Raw genomic sequence first — 14906 nt, 5'->3', positions numbered from 1 at the left:
CAGAATGTCCATTTTCAAATTAACCGGAAAGTAAAAATGAACGGGAAGACGGGATATTGCAACTGAAATAATTGTCTATTGATTTTTATTTTATTTATTTCAGCGCTTTTGAACAGGATTGATAAAGGTAATTCAATGTCTTCGTGCAAGATGAAATTGAGATTTTCAATAAAGCTAAATAAATGTCAATTATTGTCAGTCGGGCTTTTCAATAAAATACAATGTAAACAAAATCAATAATGGCGAGTAGCGCCCACAATAAGAGATAGAGCATGAAGTGCTCGCGAATATTATTCATCAGAAAGCTAACGATCCTGCGCATAACGCCCCGTAATGCAGTGTGAGTGAAACGGGCGCCGGGACGTCCGGAGCCCGTGCGGATTATCCGTTAAAACGCGAGAGTGAGAAGGGCGTCAGATCAAACTGCGGTGCAATACCCTGGGCAAACTGCGCGGCGATTTCACCCAGCACGGAAGCGAATTTAAAGCCGTGGCCGCTCAGCCCGGTGATTAGCAGGGTGTTGTCATGCCCGGGCAGCGTATCAATGATGAAGTCTTCATCCGGTGTGTTGTCGTAGGTACAGGCTGCGCCATACAGCAAGCCACCGACGCCCGGAAGAATAGTTCGCAGGAACGAGAAGGCTTCCGAACCATCCTGAGGAAAGGCGCCGAAAGGCTTACGCTCTTCAGGGGAGGTGATCGCCTGGCCCCCGTTGTGTTTACCAATTTTCAGCGCGTCTTTCTCGGAAGGGAAACCGTAGAACTGATCGCCATTCGGTAATTCCCCGGTGAAGGCCGGGAATTTATTCTGGACGCTGTAACGACCATCCGACTGGAACCAGGAGAAGACCTTGCGCACCGGCTGGATCGGCAGGTCCGGCAGCAGGCGAGTGACCCAGGTTCCTGCGCTGACGAGCAGGCGAACCGCGGAATATTCACCGTCAAGGGTCGTTACCGTGACGCCATTCTCGTCATGGGTGATGGCCTCCACCGGACAGTTAAACAGCTGTGCACAGCCAGCTTTCGCGGCAAGGTCGACCCAGGTTTTGATCGCTGTTTCACAATGCAGTACGCCGGAGTGGGCTTCAAAGAGGCCAATATAATCGTCCGGGACGCTAATTTCAGGCCAGCGCGCGGTTATGCCCGTTGCGTCCAGCTTCTCAACGTCCAGATTAAAGGCTTTCGCGCTGCGCTCGACGCCGGCAAGAAATTCCGAATGAGCCGGACCAAGGTTGATAACCCCGGTACGCTCGAAAATACGCTCTTCGGTCTGTTTCGCCAGTTCATCCCACAGCGTCTGGGCGCGAAGCACCAGCGGGACATAGCGCTCGCCTTCTCCATACGCATGGCGCATGAGGCGGGTATCGCCATGATGGCTGCCTTCCGCATGGGGAGGGAGGTGGGCATCGATCATCAGGACCTTCAGACCTGCCTGTGTTGCGTAATAACCGGCAGCGGAACCCACGGAGCCGCTACCAATAATGATTAAGTCGTATCTCATATGCATCTCATAAACTGACGTTTTGTTAGCAGAGTAATTAACAACGCGGAGTTAGACAAGGGAGAAATAAATAAGGCACCGCGAGGGTGCCTGTAGAGAGAAAAGTGGGCATAAGCTTAGTGCCGTTTATACTCATTTTCCTGATAGTCGCCAGATTCTATTTTTGCAATACCTGCCTCTAAAATAGAAATAAACTGACGGGCGACGTCTGTTGTTAGCCACAGCGTCTGTCCAACTTCCGCTTCTTCACGGTTGAGTTGATTCGGGGTCTGGTAGTGCAAACGCAGCATCAGCGCATCGTAGCTATCTACGGTACTGATATCCCAGCCAACAAGTGGATGGGTCTGGATCACTTCACTATTCTTTTCCATTATAACCCCCTTAATGCGTGTTAGAAGACAACGGCTTTGAGGTTCAATGCATGTTTTTCTGAAAGCATCTTCAGTATACCAAGTAATAAGGGTTCCGAAGGGAAAAATAAACAGGTGGCAACACATTTTTCTGCTTTTTAGGATTGTTCGAACAATAAAACACCATCTTGTTCACGATTCTTAAAGAAGATGCCGAATTAATTTGAACTTACCGTATTTTTAGACAAAAAAAAGCCGGGGCGACCCGGCAAAAAAACACAATGAGGGAGCAGTATTAATCTGTGATAAACCAGTCGTCTGCGCTTTCCCACGTTTCCTGCAGGATTTCGCTGATGCGATCTTTATCTTCTTTCGCCGCACCAATGACGGAGAGGTTGTTCGCCGCGGCGTAACGCACCGTTACGGCACCCGCGTTGTCGGGAAAGGTGTTGTTAATACGGCGGGATAATTCGCCTGCCAGTGCATCAAGCGCGCCGGCAGGCAGAACAGTTGTTTTGGCTATGGTGACTTCAATACGCATAAATGCCCCCTGTGTAATATACTGTTTATTTATACAGGTATATTATCGGTTTGACAACAAGGGGCATTGATTTTTTAACGTTTTACCGTCCAGTTAACGGTTTCGCCCGCCAGGAAGGGGATCAGCGTGTCATCCGTCAGCGCAATGGACTCCTCAACGTGGCTCGCTTTACGCTCCAGTTCGATGAAGCTGTCGTTGACCGGCAGGCCGTAGAAGCGCGGGCCATTAAGGGAGCAGAACGCTTCGAAATGTTCCAGCGCGTTCATCTCTTCAAATACGGTCGCGTAGCTGGCAAGCGCCGTTGGGGCGTTGAAGCAGCCTGCGCAGCCGCAGCTTGCCTCTTTACGGTGGCGGGCGTGAGGCGCGGAATCGGTGCCGAGGAACGCGCGGGAGAACCCGCTGGCAACCAGCTCGCGCAGCGCCTGCTGGTGGATGTTGCGCTTGAGAATCGGCAGGCAGTACAGGTGAGGGCGCACCCCGCCCACCAGCATGTGGTTACGGTTAAACATCAGGTGCTGCGGCGTAATGGTGGCGGCGATAAGATCGTTGCCGTCGCGCACGTACTCTGCCGCGTCTTTGGTGGTGATATGCTCAAAGACCACTTTAAGCGCGGGCAGGCGCTGGCGCAGAGGCTCCATCACGGTCTCGATAAACCGGGCTTCACGGTCGAAGATGTCAATCTCGGCATGCGTGACTTCACCATGGACCAGCAGCGGCATGCCCAGTTTCTGCATGCGCTCCAGAACCGGCATGATGGCATCAATGCTGGTGACGCCGTGGCTGGAGTTGGTGGTGGCATTCGCCGGATAGAGTTTCGCCGCCGTAAATACGCCTTCGTTAAACCCACGCTCCACTTCGTTCGGGTCCAGCGAGTCGGTCAGATAGCAGGTCATCAACGGGGTGAAATCGTGTCCCGCAGGCACGGCATCCAGGATGCGCTGGCGATAGGCTATCGCGGCATCGACGGTGGTGACTGGTGGAACCAGGTTAGGCATGACAATCGCGCGGCCATAAATTTCGCTGGTATAAGGCACGACGGTTTTCAGCATATCGCCATCACGCAGATGGATATGCCAGTCGTCAGGGCGGCGGATTTTAAGAACCTGGGGTTGTGCAGTCATGGAAGCTCCGGCTTGTCAGGAATCAGTCATAAGGATGGCTGTTTTTGCCGGACACAAATCATAAGCGGAAACGTTTTCGTTTGCACACTTTTCCGTAAAAAAAAGGGCGCCGCAGCGCCCTTCAGGTTAATCGGTGAAAGGAATGATGATTTCACCCGGCTTAACCTCTATGCCTTTTGCGTATTTTTTCGCCAGGGCTTCACCCTTGCTTTTGTCTTCGCTTAAGACGTACGCGGGCTGCTGGTTGAAATAATTACGCAGCGACTGGTTGAGATAGGGCATCAGGGTTTGCAGAACCGGCGCCATCTTGTCCGGGGACACCTGCGCATCGACGACTTCCATCTCCTGGAGGAAAATCGCCCCTTTCTCTTTGTTGAAAACGGGGAGTGCCTTCAGCTTGAGCTTGATGTTGGCTTTCTGATTGCCAAAGAGGGAGGACATATCAAGATCCGCGTCACCAGCCAGGGTGACTTTGTTTGGCTCTTCACGTCCGATCTGGCTGGTCAGATTCGTGAGCACGATATGCGCGTCCGCCAGCCCCGGCACGCCAATGTCTTTAGAAAAATTGTTATGTTTTTCCAGCGCCTGATTAATTTCCTGTTCACTGACGGTATATTGCGTGAGCTGGTTACAGCCAACCAGCAGACCGCTGACAACTAATGCAGCGGCAAAGACAATTTTCTTCATAGTGTTCCTCAACGAAAAATCGGCGCTTCTGTCCTGTTACGCCAGTATGTCAGCGTGAATGGGCAGAAACCAGCAGAAAAAACTGAGAAGTGGGGCGGGAGGAACTCCCGCCCGAGGGAAAGGCTACGCGCCAGGCTCGAGCATACCGCTCGCGCTGCGTTTCTGGCTGAACTGCCACCACAGGGCAAGAAGCGTCATAAAGCCCACCACGCCGAGCATCATCCACGGGAGTTCGGGCTGGTTTAACGCTTTACCGGCATCAAACAACCAGCCGCCCCCGGCGTAACCTAATGCGCCGCCAAGCGCCAGCCCCAGCCGGCTGAAACCCATATAGCTGCCGCGCGCACGCGCATCCGCAAGGGAGGCGCTCAGCGTTTCACGGGCAGGCTCGGCGATGATCGACCCTATATAGAAGGTGCAAATCAGGGTAAACAGCTGCTGGAGAGAGTTCACCAGGCCGATCGGCATCATGCTCAGCGTCATCAGGAACAGCCCGGCCATCAGGCGATGCTCCAGACGAAAACGCCGTTCGCTCCAGCGGGCAATCGGATAAAGCAGCGTTAACGACAGGCAGGCTTCGATGGCGTACATCCATTTAACGGCAGCAGGCGTGCCAGCAATGTCGTTAACCATGATCGGCAGCATCAGCATGACCTGCACAGCCAGCATGTAGTAGCCCGTCAGGGTCAGCACATAGGTGACAAAACGTTTGTCGCGCAGGACGCGGCCAAGCCCTTCCCGGACAGGTGCTTTCACCGTCGACAGTTTCCACGCCGGCAGGAACAGGCCATTAAACAGCGCGCACAAAATAAAGAGTACCGCGCCAGCCGCACAGACCAGACGGAAGTCATACTGCAGCAGCCAGCTTCCCAGCAGGGCGCCGACAACCGCCCCGGCGCTGTCCTGCATCATCAGAATCGAGAAGAAACGGCCGCGGTGCTGCGGGCGAATAAGCTTCACCACCAGCGCGGTGCGCGGCGGATCGAACAGCGTGCCCCCGATACCGGAAAGGAAACAGGAGAACCAAAGCAGCCACGGCTCCTGAGCGACCGCCATCGTGGCAAAGCCTGCCGCGCGCAGCAGCATACCGGTCACGATCATCGGTTTAGCGCCAAAGCGGTCGGCAATGGCCCCGCCAAAGACGCCCAGCCCCTGCTGGACAAACTGGCGTAACCCCAGGGCAATGCCAACCATTAATGCCGCCCAGCCCATTTGATCGACAAAGCGAATCGATATCAGCGGGAAAACGACAAAAAAGCCGAGCACGACCAGCATGTTATCGACGAGCAGGAAATATTTACCCAGGCTCCTGGCCTGTGATACGCGGGACATTTTCCCTCCAGGGAAAATAAGATGGTGAGCACGCTAACATTCTGCGGTGTCGCCGCGTTTTTTCCCACCCCTGAACGCGACAATATTTTTTTATCAAAAGGGTGCTTTGATAGAGAGTTCTCATCGAAAAGTGTGAAAAGAGGTGAAAATGGTATGTCACTGTTTTCACAGACGGCGCAGGCGCAGGTATAGTAAAGCTAATGGGTAAGCAGAAGTGACGGGAAGGAGTGGTAACGATGTTTGGCTATCGCAGTAATGTGCCAAAAGTGCGTCTGACAACGGACAGGCTGGTCGTTCGTCTGGTGCATGAGCGTGATGCCTGGCGTCTGGCGGATTATTACGCCGAGAATCGCCAGTTTTTAAAACCCTGGGAACCCGTTCGGGATGAGAGCCATTGTTACCCTTCCGGCTGGCAGGCGCGCCTCAGCATGATTACGGAATTTCACAAGCAGGGCAGCGCGTTTTATTTCGCGCTGCTGGATCCTGAAGAGAAAGAAATTATCGGGATCGCCAATTTTTCAAACGTGGTGCGGGGATCGTTTCACGCCTGCTACCTTGGCTACTCCATCGGCCAGAAATGGCAGGGGCAGGGGCTGATGTACGAGGCGTTAACGGTGGCGATCCGCTATATGCAACGCACGCAGCATATCCATCGCATCATGGCGAACTATATGCCGCATAACCAGCGCAGCGGAAATCTGCTGGCGCGTTTAGGGTTCGAGAAAGAGGGTTACGCCAAAGACTATCTGCTGATAGACGGAGAGTGGCGCGACCACGTTCTGACGGCGTTAACCACCCGGGACTGGACCGCAGGTCGTTAAGGAGAAAAGATGAAGTATCAGCTAAACGGTACAGAAGCGCGCGTGATTGGGTGCTTACTCGAAAAACAGGTCACCACGCCGGAGCAGTATCCGCTCTCCGTCAACGCCGTGACCATGGCCTGCAATCAGAAGACCAACCGCGAGCCGGTGATGAACCTCAGCGAGCATGAGGTTCAGGACGTGCTCGATGCATTGGTAAAACGCCACTATCTGCGCACCGTCAGCGGCTTCGGCAACCGCGTGACCAAATACGAACAGCGCTTTTGTAACTCCGAATTTGGCGACCTGAAGCTGAGCAGTGCGGAAGTGGCGGTCATCACCACGCTGCTGCTGCGCGGGGCACAGACGCCGGGAGAGCTGCGCACGCGCGCTTCCCGTATGCATGAGTTCAGCGATATGCAGGAGGTCGAGCAGACCCTGGAAGGGCTAGCCGCGCGTGAAGACGGCCCATACGTGGTGCGTCTGGCGCGCGAGCCGGGAAAACGCGAAAGCCGCTATATGCATCTGTTCAGTGGTGAAGTTGATATTTCAGTTAAATCCAGCGCAACCGATATTAGTGCTGGAGATGACGATTTGGTTGCCCGCGTAGAGGCGCTGGAAGATGAGGTCGCCGGGCTGAAACAGCGTCTGGATGCGTTGCTGGCACATTTGGGAGACTGACGGTGAAAAAATTACGCGTAGGCGTGGTGGGGCTGGGCGGCATCGCGCAAAAAGCCTGGCTGCCTGTTTTAGGTGCGGCGACGGACTGGACCCTGCAAGGGGCATGGTCACCCACCCGAGAAAAGGCAGAACGTATCTGCGAAACCTGGCGCATGCCGTATGCTGCCTCCCTGCAGGATCTGGCCCGCGAGTGTGATGCGGTTTTTGTGCATACCTCAACGGCAACCCACTATCAGGTGGTGAGCGAGCTGCTCAATTTGGGGGTTCACGTCTGCGTGGATAAACCGCTGGCTGAAAATGTTCAGGATGCCGAACGGCTGATTGAGCTGGCCGCGCGCAAAAAACTGACGCTGATGGTGGGCTTCAACCGCCGCTTTGCGCCGCTTTATCAACAGCTGAAGGCGCAGTCGGGAACGCTCGCCTCGCTGCGGATGGATAAGCACCGTACCGACAGCATTGGGCCAAACGATTTGCGCTTCACGCTGCTGGATGACTATCTGCACGTTGTGGATACGGCGCTGTGGCTCACCAGCGGCAATGCACAGTTGCAAAGTGGCACGCTACTGACGAACGAGCAGGGTGAAATGGTCTACGCCGAACATCATTTCGCGATTGACCATCTGCAGATCACGACCAGCATGCATCGTCGTGCGGGGAGTCAGCGTGAATCCGTCCAGGCCGTCACCGACGGCGCGTTGTACGACATAACCGACATGCGTGAATGGCGGGAAGAGAAGGGCAGCGGCGTGGTGACGCTACCTGCCCCTGGCTGGCAGAGCACGCTTGAACAGCGCGGTTTTGCCGGTTGTGCCCGCCACTTTATCACCTGCGTGCAAAATCAGACGGTTCCTGAAACGTCCGGTGAGCAGGCCATTATGGCGCAGCGCATTGTGGAAAGGCTCTGGCGCGAGGCCATGAGCGAATAACTCGCTGTAACATCTGCGGATAGTAATTCGTTGAAATCCGGTTAGACTAAGCGCCGCTTGTTGGCTTTGCCGGGTGGCGCTTACGCTTACCCGGCTCACAAATCCGTATGGTTCTGGAAATTCACGTTAATGAACTTATTAAAATCGCTGGCGGCCGTCAGCTCGATGACCATGTTTTCCCGCGTGCTGGGTTTTGCGCGCGACGCCATTGTGGCAAGGGTATTTGGTGCAGGGATGGCCACGGACGCCTTTTTCGTCGCGTTCAAGTTGCCGAACCTGCTGCGTCGTATTTTTGCTGAAGGGGCGTTTTCCCAGGCATTCGTGCCTATCCTGGCGGAATATAAAAGCAAGCAGGGTGAAGACGCGACGCGCGTCTTTGTTTCTTATGTCTCCGGGCTGCTGACGCTGGCTTTGGCGGTGGTGACGGTACTCGGGATGCTGGCCGCGCCGTGGGTGATTATGGTAACCGCGCCAGGTTTTGCCGATACGGCCGACAAGTTTGCGCTCACCTCGCAGCTGCTGCGCATTACTTTCCCCTATATTCTGCTGATCTCGCTGGCCTCGCTGGTGGGGGCGATCCTGAATACCTGGAACCGCTTCTCTGTTCCGGCGTTTGCGCCAACGTTTCTCAACGTCAGCATGATCGGCTTTGCCCTGTTCGCTGCGCCGCACTTCAACCCGCCGGTGCTGGCGCTGGCCTGGGCGGTCACCGTGGGCGGCGTGCTGCAGCTGGCGTATCAGCTGCCGCATCTGAAAAAAATCGGCATGCTGGTGCTGCCGCGCATCAATCTCAAAGATGCCGGGGCGATGCGCGTCATCAAGCAGATGGGGCCCGCTATTCTCGGCGTCTCCGTCAGCCAGATCTCGCTGATTATCAACACCATCTTTGCCTCGTTCCTCGTTTCCGGCTCGGTTTCCTGGATGTACTACGCCGACCGTCTGATGGAGTTCCCGTCCGGAGTGCTGGGCGTGGCGCTGGGGACCATCCTGCTGCCGTCGCTGTCGAAAAGTTTTGCCAGCGGTAATCATGATGAGTATTGCCGCCTGATGGACTGGGGGTTACGTCTCTGCTTCCTGCTGGCCCTGCCAAGCGCGGTGGCGCTGGGTATTCTGGCCAAACCGCTGACGGTGTCGCTCTTCCAGTACGGGAAATTCACCGCCTTTGATGCCGCCATGACCCAGCGCGCGCTGATTGCCTACTCGGTCGGATTGATGGGGCTGATCGTCGTCAAGGTGCTGGCGCCCGGGTTCTACTCGCGTCAGGACATCAAAACGCCGGTGAAAATTGCCATTGTGACGCTGATTATGACGCAGCTGATGAACCTGGCGTTTATTGGTCCGCTGAAGCATGCGGGCCTGTCATTATCGATTGGTCTGGCGGCCTGTCTGAATGCCGGACTGCTGTACTGGCAGCTGCGCAAGCAGGATATTTTTACACCGCAGCCGGGCTGGGGAAGTTTCCTGGTGCGTCTGATCGTTGCGGTACTGGTGATGTCTGCCGCGCTGCTCGGCATGATGTACGTGATGCCGGAGTGGTCTCAGGGCACCATGCCCTACCGTCTGATGCGGCTGATGGCCGTGGTGGGCGTCGGGGTACTGGCGTACTTTGCCACGCTCGCGGTGCTGGGCTTTAAAGTGAAAGAGTTTGCCCGCCGGACGGCATAAACGCCAAAAGGGGAGTTCACCTTATGGTGCTCCCCACTGCATGATTTGTCGCTGATGCGTCAAATCGAAATCTTTTTCACACCCGCAATACGCGCAGTCGCTGTCTGACCATCCGCACCGTACAGTCCGGTTTCTTTATGCGGTTTCAACACCTCAAGCGCCTGCTGATTACGCTCAATCTGACCTTCCAGTAGCCAGCCGTTATGCTGGTTAAGATCGCGCAGGTGCTGGGTTTTTTCGGTAATGGTCTGCCAGCGCTCAATAATATCGTCATTGGCGCTGCGCTTCGGATCCTGCTCAGCGCGGCGTTGTTGCTCCAGATAATCCAGCGTCGCCAGAAGCGAACTCTTATCTTCAGTAATACGCTGCAGCGCGCTGCCGTTGATGTGACCGGAAGAGAGATGCTGTTGTTCAGCGTCCATTACCGTTTTCAGGTCGTTCAGGACAACCGTCATTTGATCCAGTATTTCTGACAGTCGACTCATACGGTTAGTTACTCTGTAAGAAACTCTGTGCTTCCTGAATCAGGGCATCAGCGATCTTGCTGGTATCCATTTTCAGTTCACCGTTACGAATAGCCGTTTTCAGCGCTTCAACACGTTCCATATTGATATCGTTGGTGCCTGGCTGCATCAGTTTCGCCTGCGCATCGCTCAGGGTCACGCTGGTGCTGTTGGAAGTTGACGGTTTTTCCAGACGCGTTTTTTGCGCAGGAGTGTCATTCGTTTCGCGAGGTTGTACAGCGCTTACCGGCTTCAGGGCTGATGTACGATCAATGCTCATAGTGTTGTCCTCATCGAGGGTTCGCGGCGTTTGCGCCTGACATCATCATTAGTGGAATATTTATCGGCACGCGCCGCGAAATCTTTAAAAAGATTATAGGTTAATCAGAATATTCCCATCAGAATCGACGGTTCCGCTCACCACCTGGCCTGAGGACATTCTGACGCGGATGTTTTGCGCCACCGCGGCATTGTTTAACGCTTTCCCTTCACTGTTGATACTAAAGCCCTCTCCGTTGGCCACCACCATCACCTGCTGGCCCGCTTTTATCCGCCATGCCTGGCGCAGCATTGAGAGCTGTATCGGCTGGCCTGGTGCAACATCACGCAGGCTGACGGCGTCCTGTGCCTGATTTATTTCCAGCATGGTGCGTGGAGGCAGCTGATCCAGACGGCCGCGTTTTAACGTCACGCTGTTCGTCTGCAGCACGCTGCCGCGCGCAATGGGCACGGCGGCGACAACATAATTGCCCGTCGCCTGAACTGCAACCTGTAAATAGCGTTTTTCGTTGGCGCAGCGTGCCAGCACGTTCACATTCCCCCAAAGCTTTGTGAACCCCACCACGCTGAACGAAGGCTGGTCACACGTCGGGTACAGATTCGGTGGCGTGCGCACGGTAACGGTAACGTCATCGCTAAAGCCTGCCAGCTTCTCAGCAAAGAAAGCCGTCAACTGATCCTGTAAGCCTTCAGCCTGCACCAGCGGGCTAAACAGCCAGAAAATTGCCATCAGGCCACGTTTTAACGTTTGCATCGCAAGTTCCACCGTTTCCAGAGTTGAATGAATTCTACCTGCAGTGGTTTTGCATCAACGCAATAAATAGCGACGCATTTTGCGCTTATTCCGTCGATAGGGGAGACCGGGTGAGATTTAAGCTGTGAACTGAAATTTTGCCATCAGCGGAGGAGACATGCTCGATAAACTCGACGCCGCGTTACGTTTTCAGCAGGAAGCGCTCAATTTACGCGCCCAGCGGCAGGAGATTTTAGCCGCCAACATCGCTAACGCCGATACCCCGGGGTTTCAGGCGCGCGATATTGATTTTTCCAGTGAACTCAAAAAGGTGATGGAGCGTGGACGTGCCGAAGGAACGGGTGTTGCACTTGCCATGACATCCTCTCGCCATATTCCTGCTCAGGCGATGACCGCGCCAGCGACCGATTTACTTTACCGCATTCCCGATCAGCCCTCACTCGACGGTAACACCGTGGATATGGACCGGGAGCGTACGCAGTTTGCCGATAACAGCCTGAAATACCAGACGGGCCTGACCGTACTCGGCGGACAAATCAAAGGCATGATGAACGTCCTGCAGGGGGGGAACTGATAGATGGCCTTGTTGAATATTTTTGATATTGCCGGTTCGGCGTTAACCGCGCAGTCCAAACGCCTGAACGTGGCTGCCAGTAACCTGGCAAACGCCGACAGCGTCACCGGACCCGACGGCCAGCCTTATCGTGCCAAACAGGTTGTCTTTCAGGTCGATGCTGCGCCGGGCGCGGCGACGGGCGGCGTGAAGGTGTCTGATGTGGTAGAGAGCCAGGCGCCTGACAGGCTGGTGTATGAGCCGGGTAACCCGCTCGCGGATGCCAGCGGATACGTGAAGATGCCAAACGTGGATGTGGTGGGTGAGATGGTGAACTCCATGTCGGCTTCCCGTAGCTACCAGGCCAACGTCGAAGTGCTTAATACCGTGAAGAGCATGATGCTCAAAACACTCACTCTCGGCCAGTAAAGGAGACATGCATGTCCATCGCCGTAAATGTGAATGATCCTACGAACTCGGGTGTTAACAACACAAAGAGTACGACGGGTTCTAACTCCCTGACGGGGAGTAACGCCGCCGATCTTCAGGGCAGCTTTCTGACGCTGCTGGTGGCGCAGCTTAAGAACCAGGATCCCACCAACCCAATGCAGAACAACGAACTGACCACGCAGCTTGCGCAGATCAGTACCGTGAGCGGCATTGAGAAACTGAACACCACCCTCGGTTCCGTCTCTGGGCAGATTAACAGCGCCCAGTCTCTGCAGGCGGCAAGCCTGATTGGCCACGGGGTGATGATCCCGGGAACCACGATTCTGGCGGGTAGCAGCACCACCGACGGCAATACCACCACGACGACCACGCCGTTTGGCGTTGAGTTGCAGCAGGCGGCGGAGAAAGTAACCGCAACCATTACCGACAGCAACGGCACGGTCGTGCGCACCATTGATATCGGCGAGCTGAAGGCGGGTGTTCACACCTTTACCTGGGATGGCAGCCTGACCGACGGCACGAAAGCACCAAACGGTTCCTACAAAGTAGCGATCAGCGCCAGCAACGGGACAACCCAGCTGGTAGCGCAGCCGCTGCAGTTCGCGCTGGTCCAGGGCGTGATTAAAGGAAGCGACGGCAACAAACTGGATTTGGGAACCTCGGGTTCCACCACACTCGACGAAGTTCGGCAGATTATCTAAGCCTTAACACTTATCAGGAGTAAGTCATGGCCTTTTCTCAAGCGGTCAGCGGCCTGAATGCTGCGGCCACCAACCTGGACGTCATTGGCAACAACATCGCCAACTCCGCGACCTATGGTTTTAAATCCGGTTCTGCATCATTTGCAGACATGTTTGCCGGTTCCAAAGTCGGCCTGGGCGTGAAAGTTGCGGGCATCACTCAGGACTTTACCGACGGTACCACCACCAACACCGGTCGTGGTCTGGACGTTGCTATCAGCCAGAACGGTTTCTTCCGTATGGTCGATTCCAACGGCTCTGTGTTCTACAGCCGTAACGGTCAGTTCAAGCTGGACGAAAACCGTACGCTGGTGAACATGCAGGGCATGCAGCTGACGGGCTACCCGGTAGCGGGTACGCCGCCTACCGTTCAGACCGGTGCGAACCCTCAGGCGATTACTATCCCGAATACCCTGATGGCGGCAAAATCGACCACCACCGCGACGCAGCAGATCAACCTGAACTCAACCGACCCTGTTCAAACGGCCCCTTTCGATGCGACCAACCCGGACACCTATAACAAAAAAGGGACCGTGACCGTATTCGACAGCCAGGGTAACGCCCATAACATGTACGTCTACTACGTGAAGACGGCCAACAATAAATGGGATCTTTACACTCAGGACGGCAGCGTTGCAGGTTCTACAGCAGCGAAAGCGGCGCAGATGAACTTTGATGCGAACGGTAACCTGGCGGGTGTCTATAACTACGACGCTGCGGGTGTACTGAGCGCAACGCCAAACGCCACGCCGGCCATTAACATCACCACGGGTTCTGTCAGCGGTGCGACGGCTGCGACCTTCTCCCTGAGCTTCCTGAACTCCATGCAGCAGAACACCGGTGCGAACAGCGTGGTGGCAACCAATCAGAACGGCTACAAGCCAGGCGATCTGGTGAGCTACCAGATCAACGACGATGGCACCGTGGTGGGAAGCTACTCTAACGAACAGTCTCAGGTTCTGGGTCAGATCGTGCTGGCAAACTTCGCCAACAACGAAGGTCTGAAATCAGAAGGCGACAACGTCTGGTCTGCCTCTCAGTCCTCCGGCGTGGCGCTGCTGGGTACCGCAGGCACCGGTAACTTCGGCAAGCTGACCAACGGCGCGCTGGAAGCCTCCAACGTGGATATGAGTAAGGAACTGGTGAACATGATCGTCGCGCAGCGTAACTATCAGTCGAACGCGCAGACCATCAAAACCCAGGATCAGATCCTCAACACGCTGGTTAACCTGCGTTAAGCGGCTAACAGGAAAGCGCAATGGATCACGCAATATATACCGCGATGGGCGCGGCAAGCCAGACGCTCAATCAGCAGGCCGTTACCGCCAGCAACCTGGCAAACGCCTCAACGCCGGGCTTTCGCGCGCAGCTTAATGCGCTGCGCGCGGTGCCGGTAGAAGGGCTTTCCCTGCCAACCCGTACGCTGGTGACGGCATCAACCCCAGGCGCCGATATGACGCCAGGGCAGATGGACTATACCTCACGCCCGCTGGATGTTGCCCTGCAGCAGGACGGCTGGCTGGCGGTGCAAACGGCCGACGGCAGCGAAGGCTATACCCGTAACGGGAACATCCAGGTGAGCGCGACGGGCCAGCTGACGATTCAGGGGCATCCGGTAATGGGGGAAGCGGGTCCGCTGACCGTGCCGGAAGGCTCTGAGCTGACTATCGCCGCGGACGGCACCATTTCGGCGCTGAACCCGGGCGACCCGGCCAACACCGTTGCGCCCGTCGGACGTCTGAAGCTGGTTAAGGCGGAAGGCAAAGAGGTGCAGCGTGGCGATGACGGCATGTTCCGTCTGACCCAGGCGGCGCAGGCGACGCGGGGTGCCACGTTACAGGCCGATCCGAGCATCCGCGTGATGTCCGGCGTTCTGGAAGGCAGTAACGTCAAGCCGGTCGAAGCCATGACCGACATGATCGCCAGCGCCCGCCGCTTTGAAATGCAGATGAAGATCATCAGCAGCGTGGATGAAAACGCGGGCAAGGCTAACCAACTTCTGGCTATGAGTTAACAGGACTCCT

Annotated in this window: 19 protein-coding genes; 9 read left to right on the top strand and 10 right to left on the bottom strand. The window is 55.6% G+C overall.

Annotated elements, in window-relative coordinates; translation table 11 throughout:
- Positions 1–208 precede the first annotated feature (208 nt).
- From DOU50_RS14935 to mdtH, 7 genes are all read right to left on the bottom strand, one after another.
- Positions 209–322: a DUF2770 family protein gene (locus DOU50_RS14935; RefSeq protein ID WP_032645429.1), complete on the bottom strand. Its 114-nt coding sequence runs from the start codon at positions 320–322 to the stop codon at positions 209–211.
- A gap of 59 nt (positions 323–381) precedes the next feature.
- The gene (solA, locus tag DOU50_RS14930; RefSeq protein ID WP_148769672.1) at positions 382–1500 is read right to left on the bottom strand and encodes an N-methyl-L-tryptophan oxidase; all 1119 of its coding nucleotides are present in this window, start codon (positions 1498–1500) and stop codon (positions 382–384) included.
- A gap of 116 nt (positions 1501–1616) precedes the next feature.
- Positions 1617–1871 (bottom strand): biofilm formation regulator BssS, encoded by a 255-nt coding sequence (gene bssS, locus DOU50_RS14925; RefSeq protein WP_008500827.1) that lies wholly within the window; start codon positions 1869–1871, stop codon positions 1617–1619.
- A gap of 274 nt (positions 1872–2145) precedes the next feature.
- Positions 2146–2391, bottom strand: coding sequence for a DNA damage-inducible protein I (dinI, locus tag DOU50_RS14920; protein ID WP_008500826.1), 246 nt, complete (start codon positions 2389–2391; stop codon positions 2146–2148).
- Positions 2392–2465: 74 nt separating this feature from the next.
- Positions 2466–3512, bottom strand: a complete 1047-nt coding sequence (gene pyrC, locus DOU50_RS14915) for a dihydroorotase (RefSeq protein WP_032650832.1) — start codon at positions 3510–3512, stop codon at positions 2466–2468.
- A 126-nt stretch (positions 3513–3638) separates the two neighbouring features.
- The gene (locus tag DOU50_RS14910) at positions 3639–4199 is read right to left on the bottom strand and encodes a lipoprotein (protein WP_023311126.1); all 561 of its coding nucleotides are present in this window, start codon (positions 4197–4199) and stop codon (positions 3639–3641) included.
- Between the two features lie 123 nt (positions 4200–4322).
- Positions 4323–5531 (bottom strand): multidrug efflux MFS transporter MdtH, encoded by a 1209-nt coding sequence (gene mdtH / locus DOU50_RS14905; RefSeq protein ID WP_024909006.1) that lies wholly within the window; start codon positions 5529–5531, stop codon positions 4323–4325.
- 236 nt (positions 5532–5767) lie between these two features.
- Between mdtH and rimJ the strand changes: the two genes are divergently transcribed.
- From rimJ to murJ, 4 genes are all read left to right on the top strand, one after another.
- On the top strand, positions 5768–6352 hold the full coding sequence (gene rimJ / locus DOU50_RS14900; protein ID WP_008500822.1) for a ribosomal protein S5-alanine N-acetyltransferase: 585 nt from the start codon (positions 5768–5770) through the stop codon (positions 6350–6352).
- A gap of 9 nt (positions 6353–6361) precedes the next feature.
- Positions 6362–7012 carry a YceH family protein gene (locus DOU50_RS14895; RefSeq protein WP_148769671.1) on the top strand — a complete coding sequence of 217 codons (651 nt, stop codon included), beginning with the start codon at positions 6362–6364 and terminating at the stop codon, positions 7010–7012.
- Between the two features lie 2 nt (positions 7013–7014).
- Positions 7015–7938: a Gfo/Idh/MocA family protein gene (locus tag DOU50_RS14890; protein WP_148769670.1), complete on the top strand. Its 924-nt coding sequence runs from the start codon at positions 7015–7017 to the stop codon at positions 7936–7938.
- 129 nt (positions 7939–8067) lie between these two features.
- On the top strand, positions 8068–9603 hold the full coding sequence (murJ, locus tag DOU50_RS14885) for a murein biosynthesis integral membrane protein MurJ (RefSeq protein ID WP_148769669.1): 1536 nt from the start codon (positions 8068–8070) through the stop codon (positions 9601–9603).
- A 59-nt stretch (positions 9604–9662) separates the two neighbouring features.
- Here the strand turns inward: murJ and flgN are convergent, their stop codons facing one another.
- The 3 genes from flgN to flgA form a co-directional block, all read right to left on the bottom strand.
- On the bottom strand, positions 9663–10088 hold the full coding sequence (flgN, locus tag DOU50_RS14880) for a flagella biosynthesis chaperone FlgN (RefSeq protein WP_008500818.1): 426 nt from the start codon (positions 10086–10088) through the stop codon (positions 9663–9665).
- A gap of 4 nt (positions 10089–10092) precedes the next feature.
- Entirely contained in the window at positions 10093–10386 is a 294-nt protein-coding gene (gene flgM / locus DOU50_RS14875; RefSeq protein ID WP_032650838.1) for a flagellar biosynthesis anti-sigma factor FlgM, read from the bottom strand.
- A gap of 93 nt (positions 10387–10479) precedes the next feature.
- Entirely contained in the window at positions 10480–11139 is a 660-nt protein-coding gene (gene flgA, locus DOU50_RS14870) for a flagellar basal body P-ring formation chaperone FlgA (protein WP_024909011.1), read from the bottom strand.
- A 157-nt stretch (positions 11140–11296) separates the two neighbouring features.
- Between flgA and flgB the strand changes: the two genes are divergently transcribed.
- The 5 genes from flgB to DOU50_RS14845 are packed head-to-tail and all read left to right on the top strand — an operon-like array spanning position 11297 to position 14896.
- Entirely contained in the window at positions 11297–11713 is a 417-nt protein-coding gene (flgB, locus tag DOU50_RS14865) for a flagellar basal body rod protein FlgB (protein WP_023311135.1), read from the top strand.
- A 3-nt stretch (positions 11714–11716) separates the two neighbouring features.
- Positions 11717–12121: a flagellar basal body rod protein FlgC gene (flgC, locus tag DOU50_RS14860; protein ID WP_008500814.1), complete on the top strand. Its 405-nt coding sequence runs from the start codon at positions 11717–11719 to the stop codon at positions 12119–12121.
- Between the two features lie 11 nt (positions 12122–12132).
- Entirely contained in the window at positions 12133–12843 is a 711-nt protein-coding gene (gene flgD, locus DOU50_RS14855; RefSeq protein ID WP_061715548.1) for a flagellar hook assembly protein FlgD, read from the top strand.
- A gap of 26 nt (positions 12844–12869) precedes the next feature.
- Positions 12870–14120, top strand: a complete 1251-nt coding sequence (flgE, locus tag DOU50_RS14850; RefSeq protein WP_061715547.1) for a flagellar hook protein FlgE — start codon at positions 12870–12872, stop codon at positions 14118–14120.
- A gap of 20 nt (positions 14121–14140) precedes the next feature.
- The gene (locus DOU50_RS14845; protein WP_008500811.1) at positions 14141–14896 is read left to right on the top strand and encodes a flagellar basal body rod protein FlgF; all 756 of its coding nucleotides are present in this window, start codon (positions 14141–14143) and stop codon (positions 14894–14896) included.
- Positions 14897–14906: the final 10 nt, after the last annotated feature.

The organism is Enterobacter sp. C6, assembly GCF_008122455.1.
Taxonomy (GTDB): Bacteria; Pseudomonadota; Gammaproteobacteria; order Enterobacterales; family Enterobacteriaceae; genus Enterobacter; species Enterobacter pseudoroggenkampii.
This window is presented reverse-complemented; position numbering and strand designations above follow the sequence as displayed.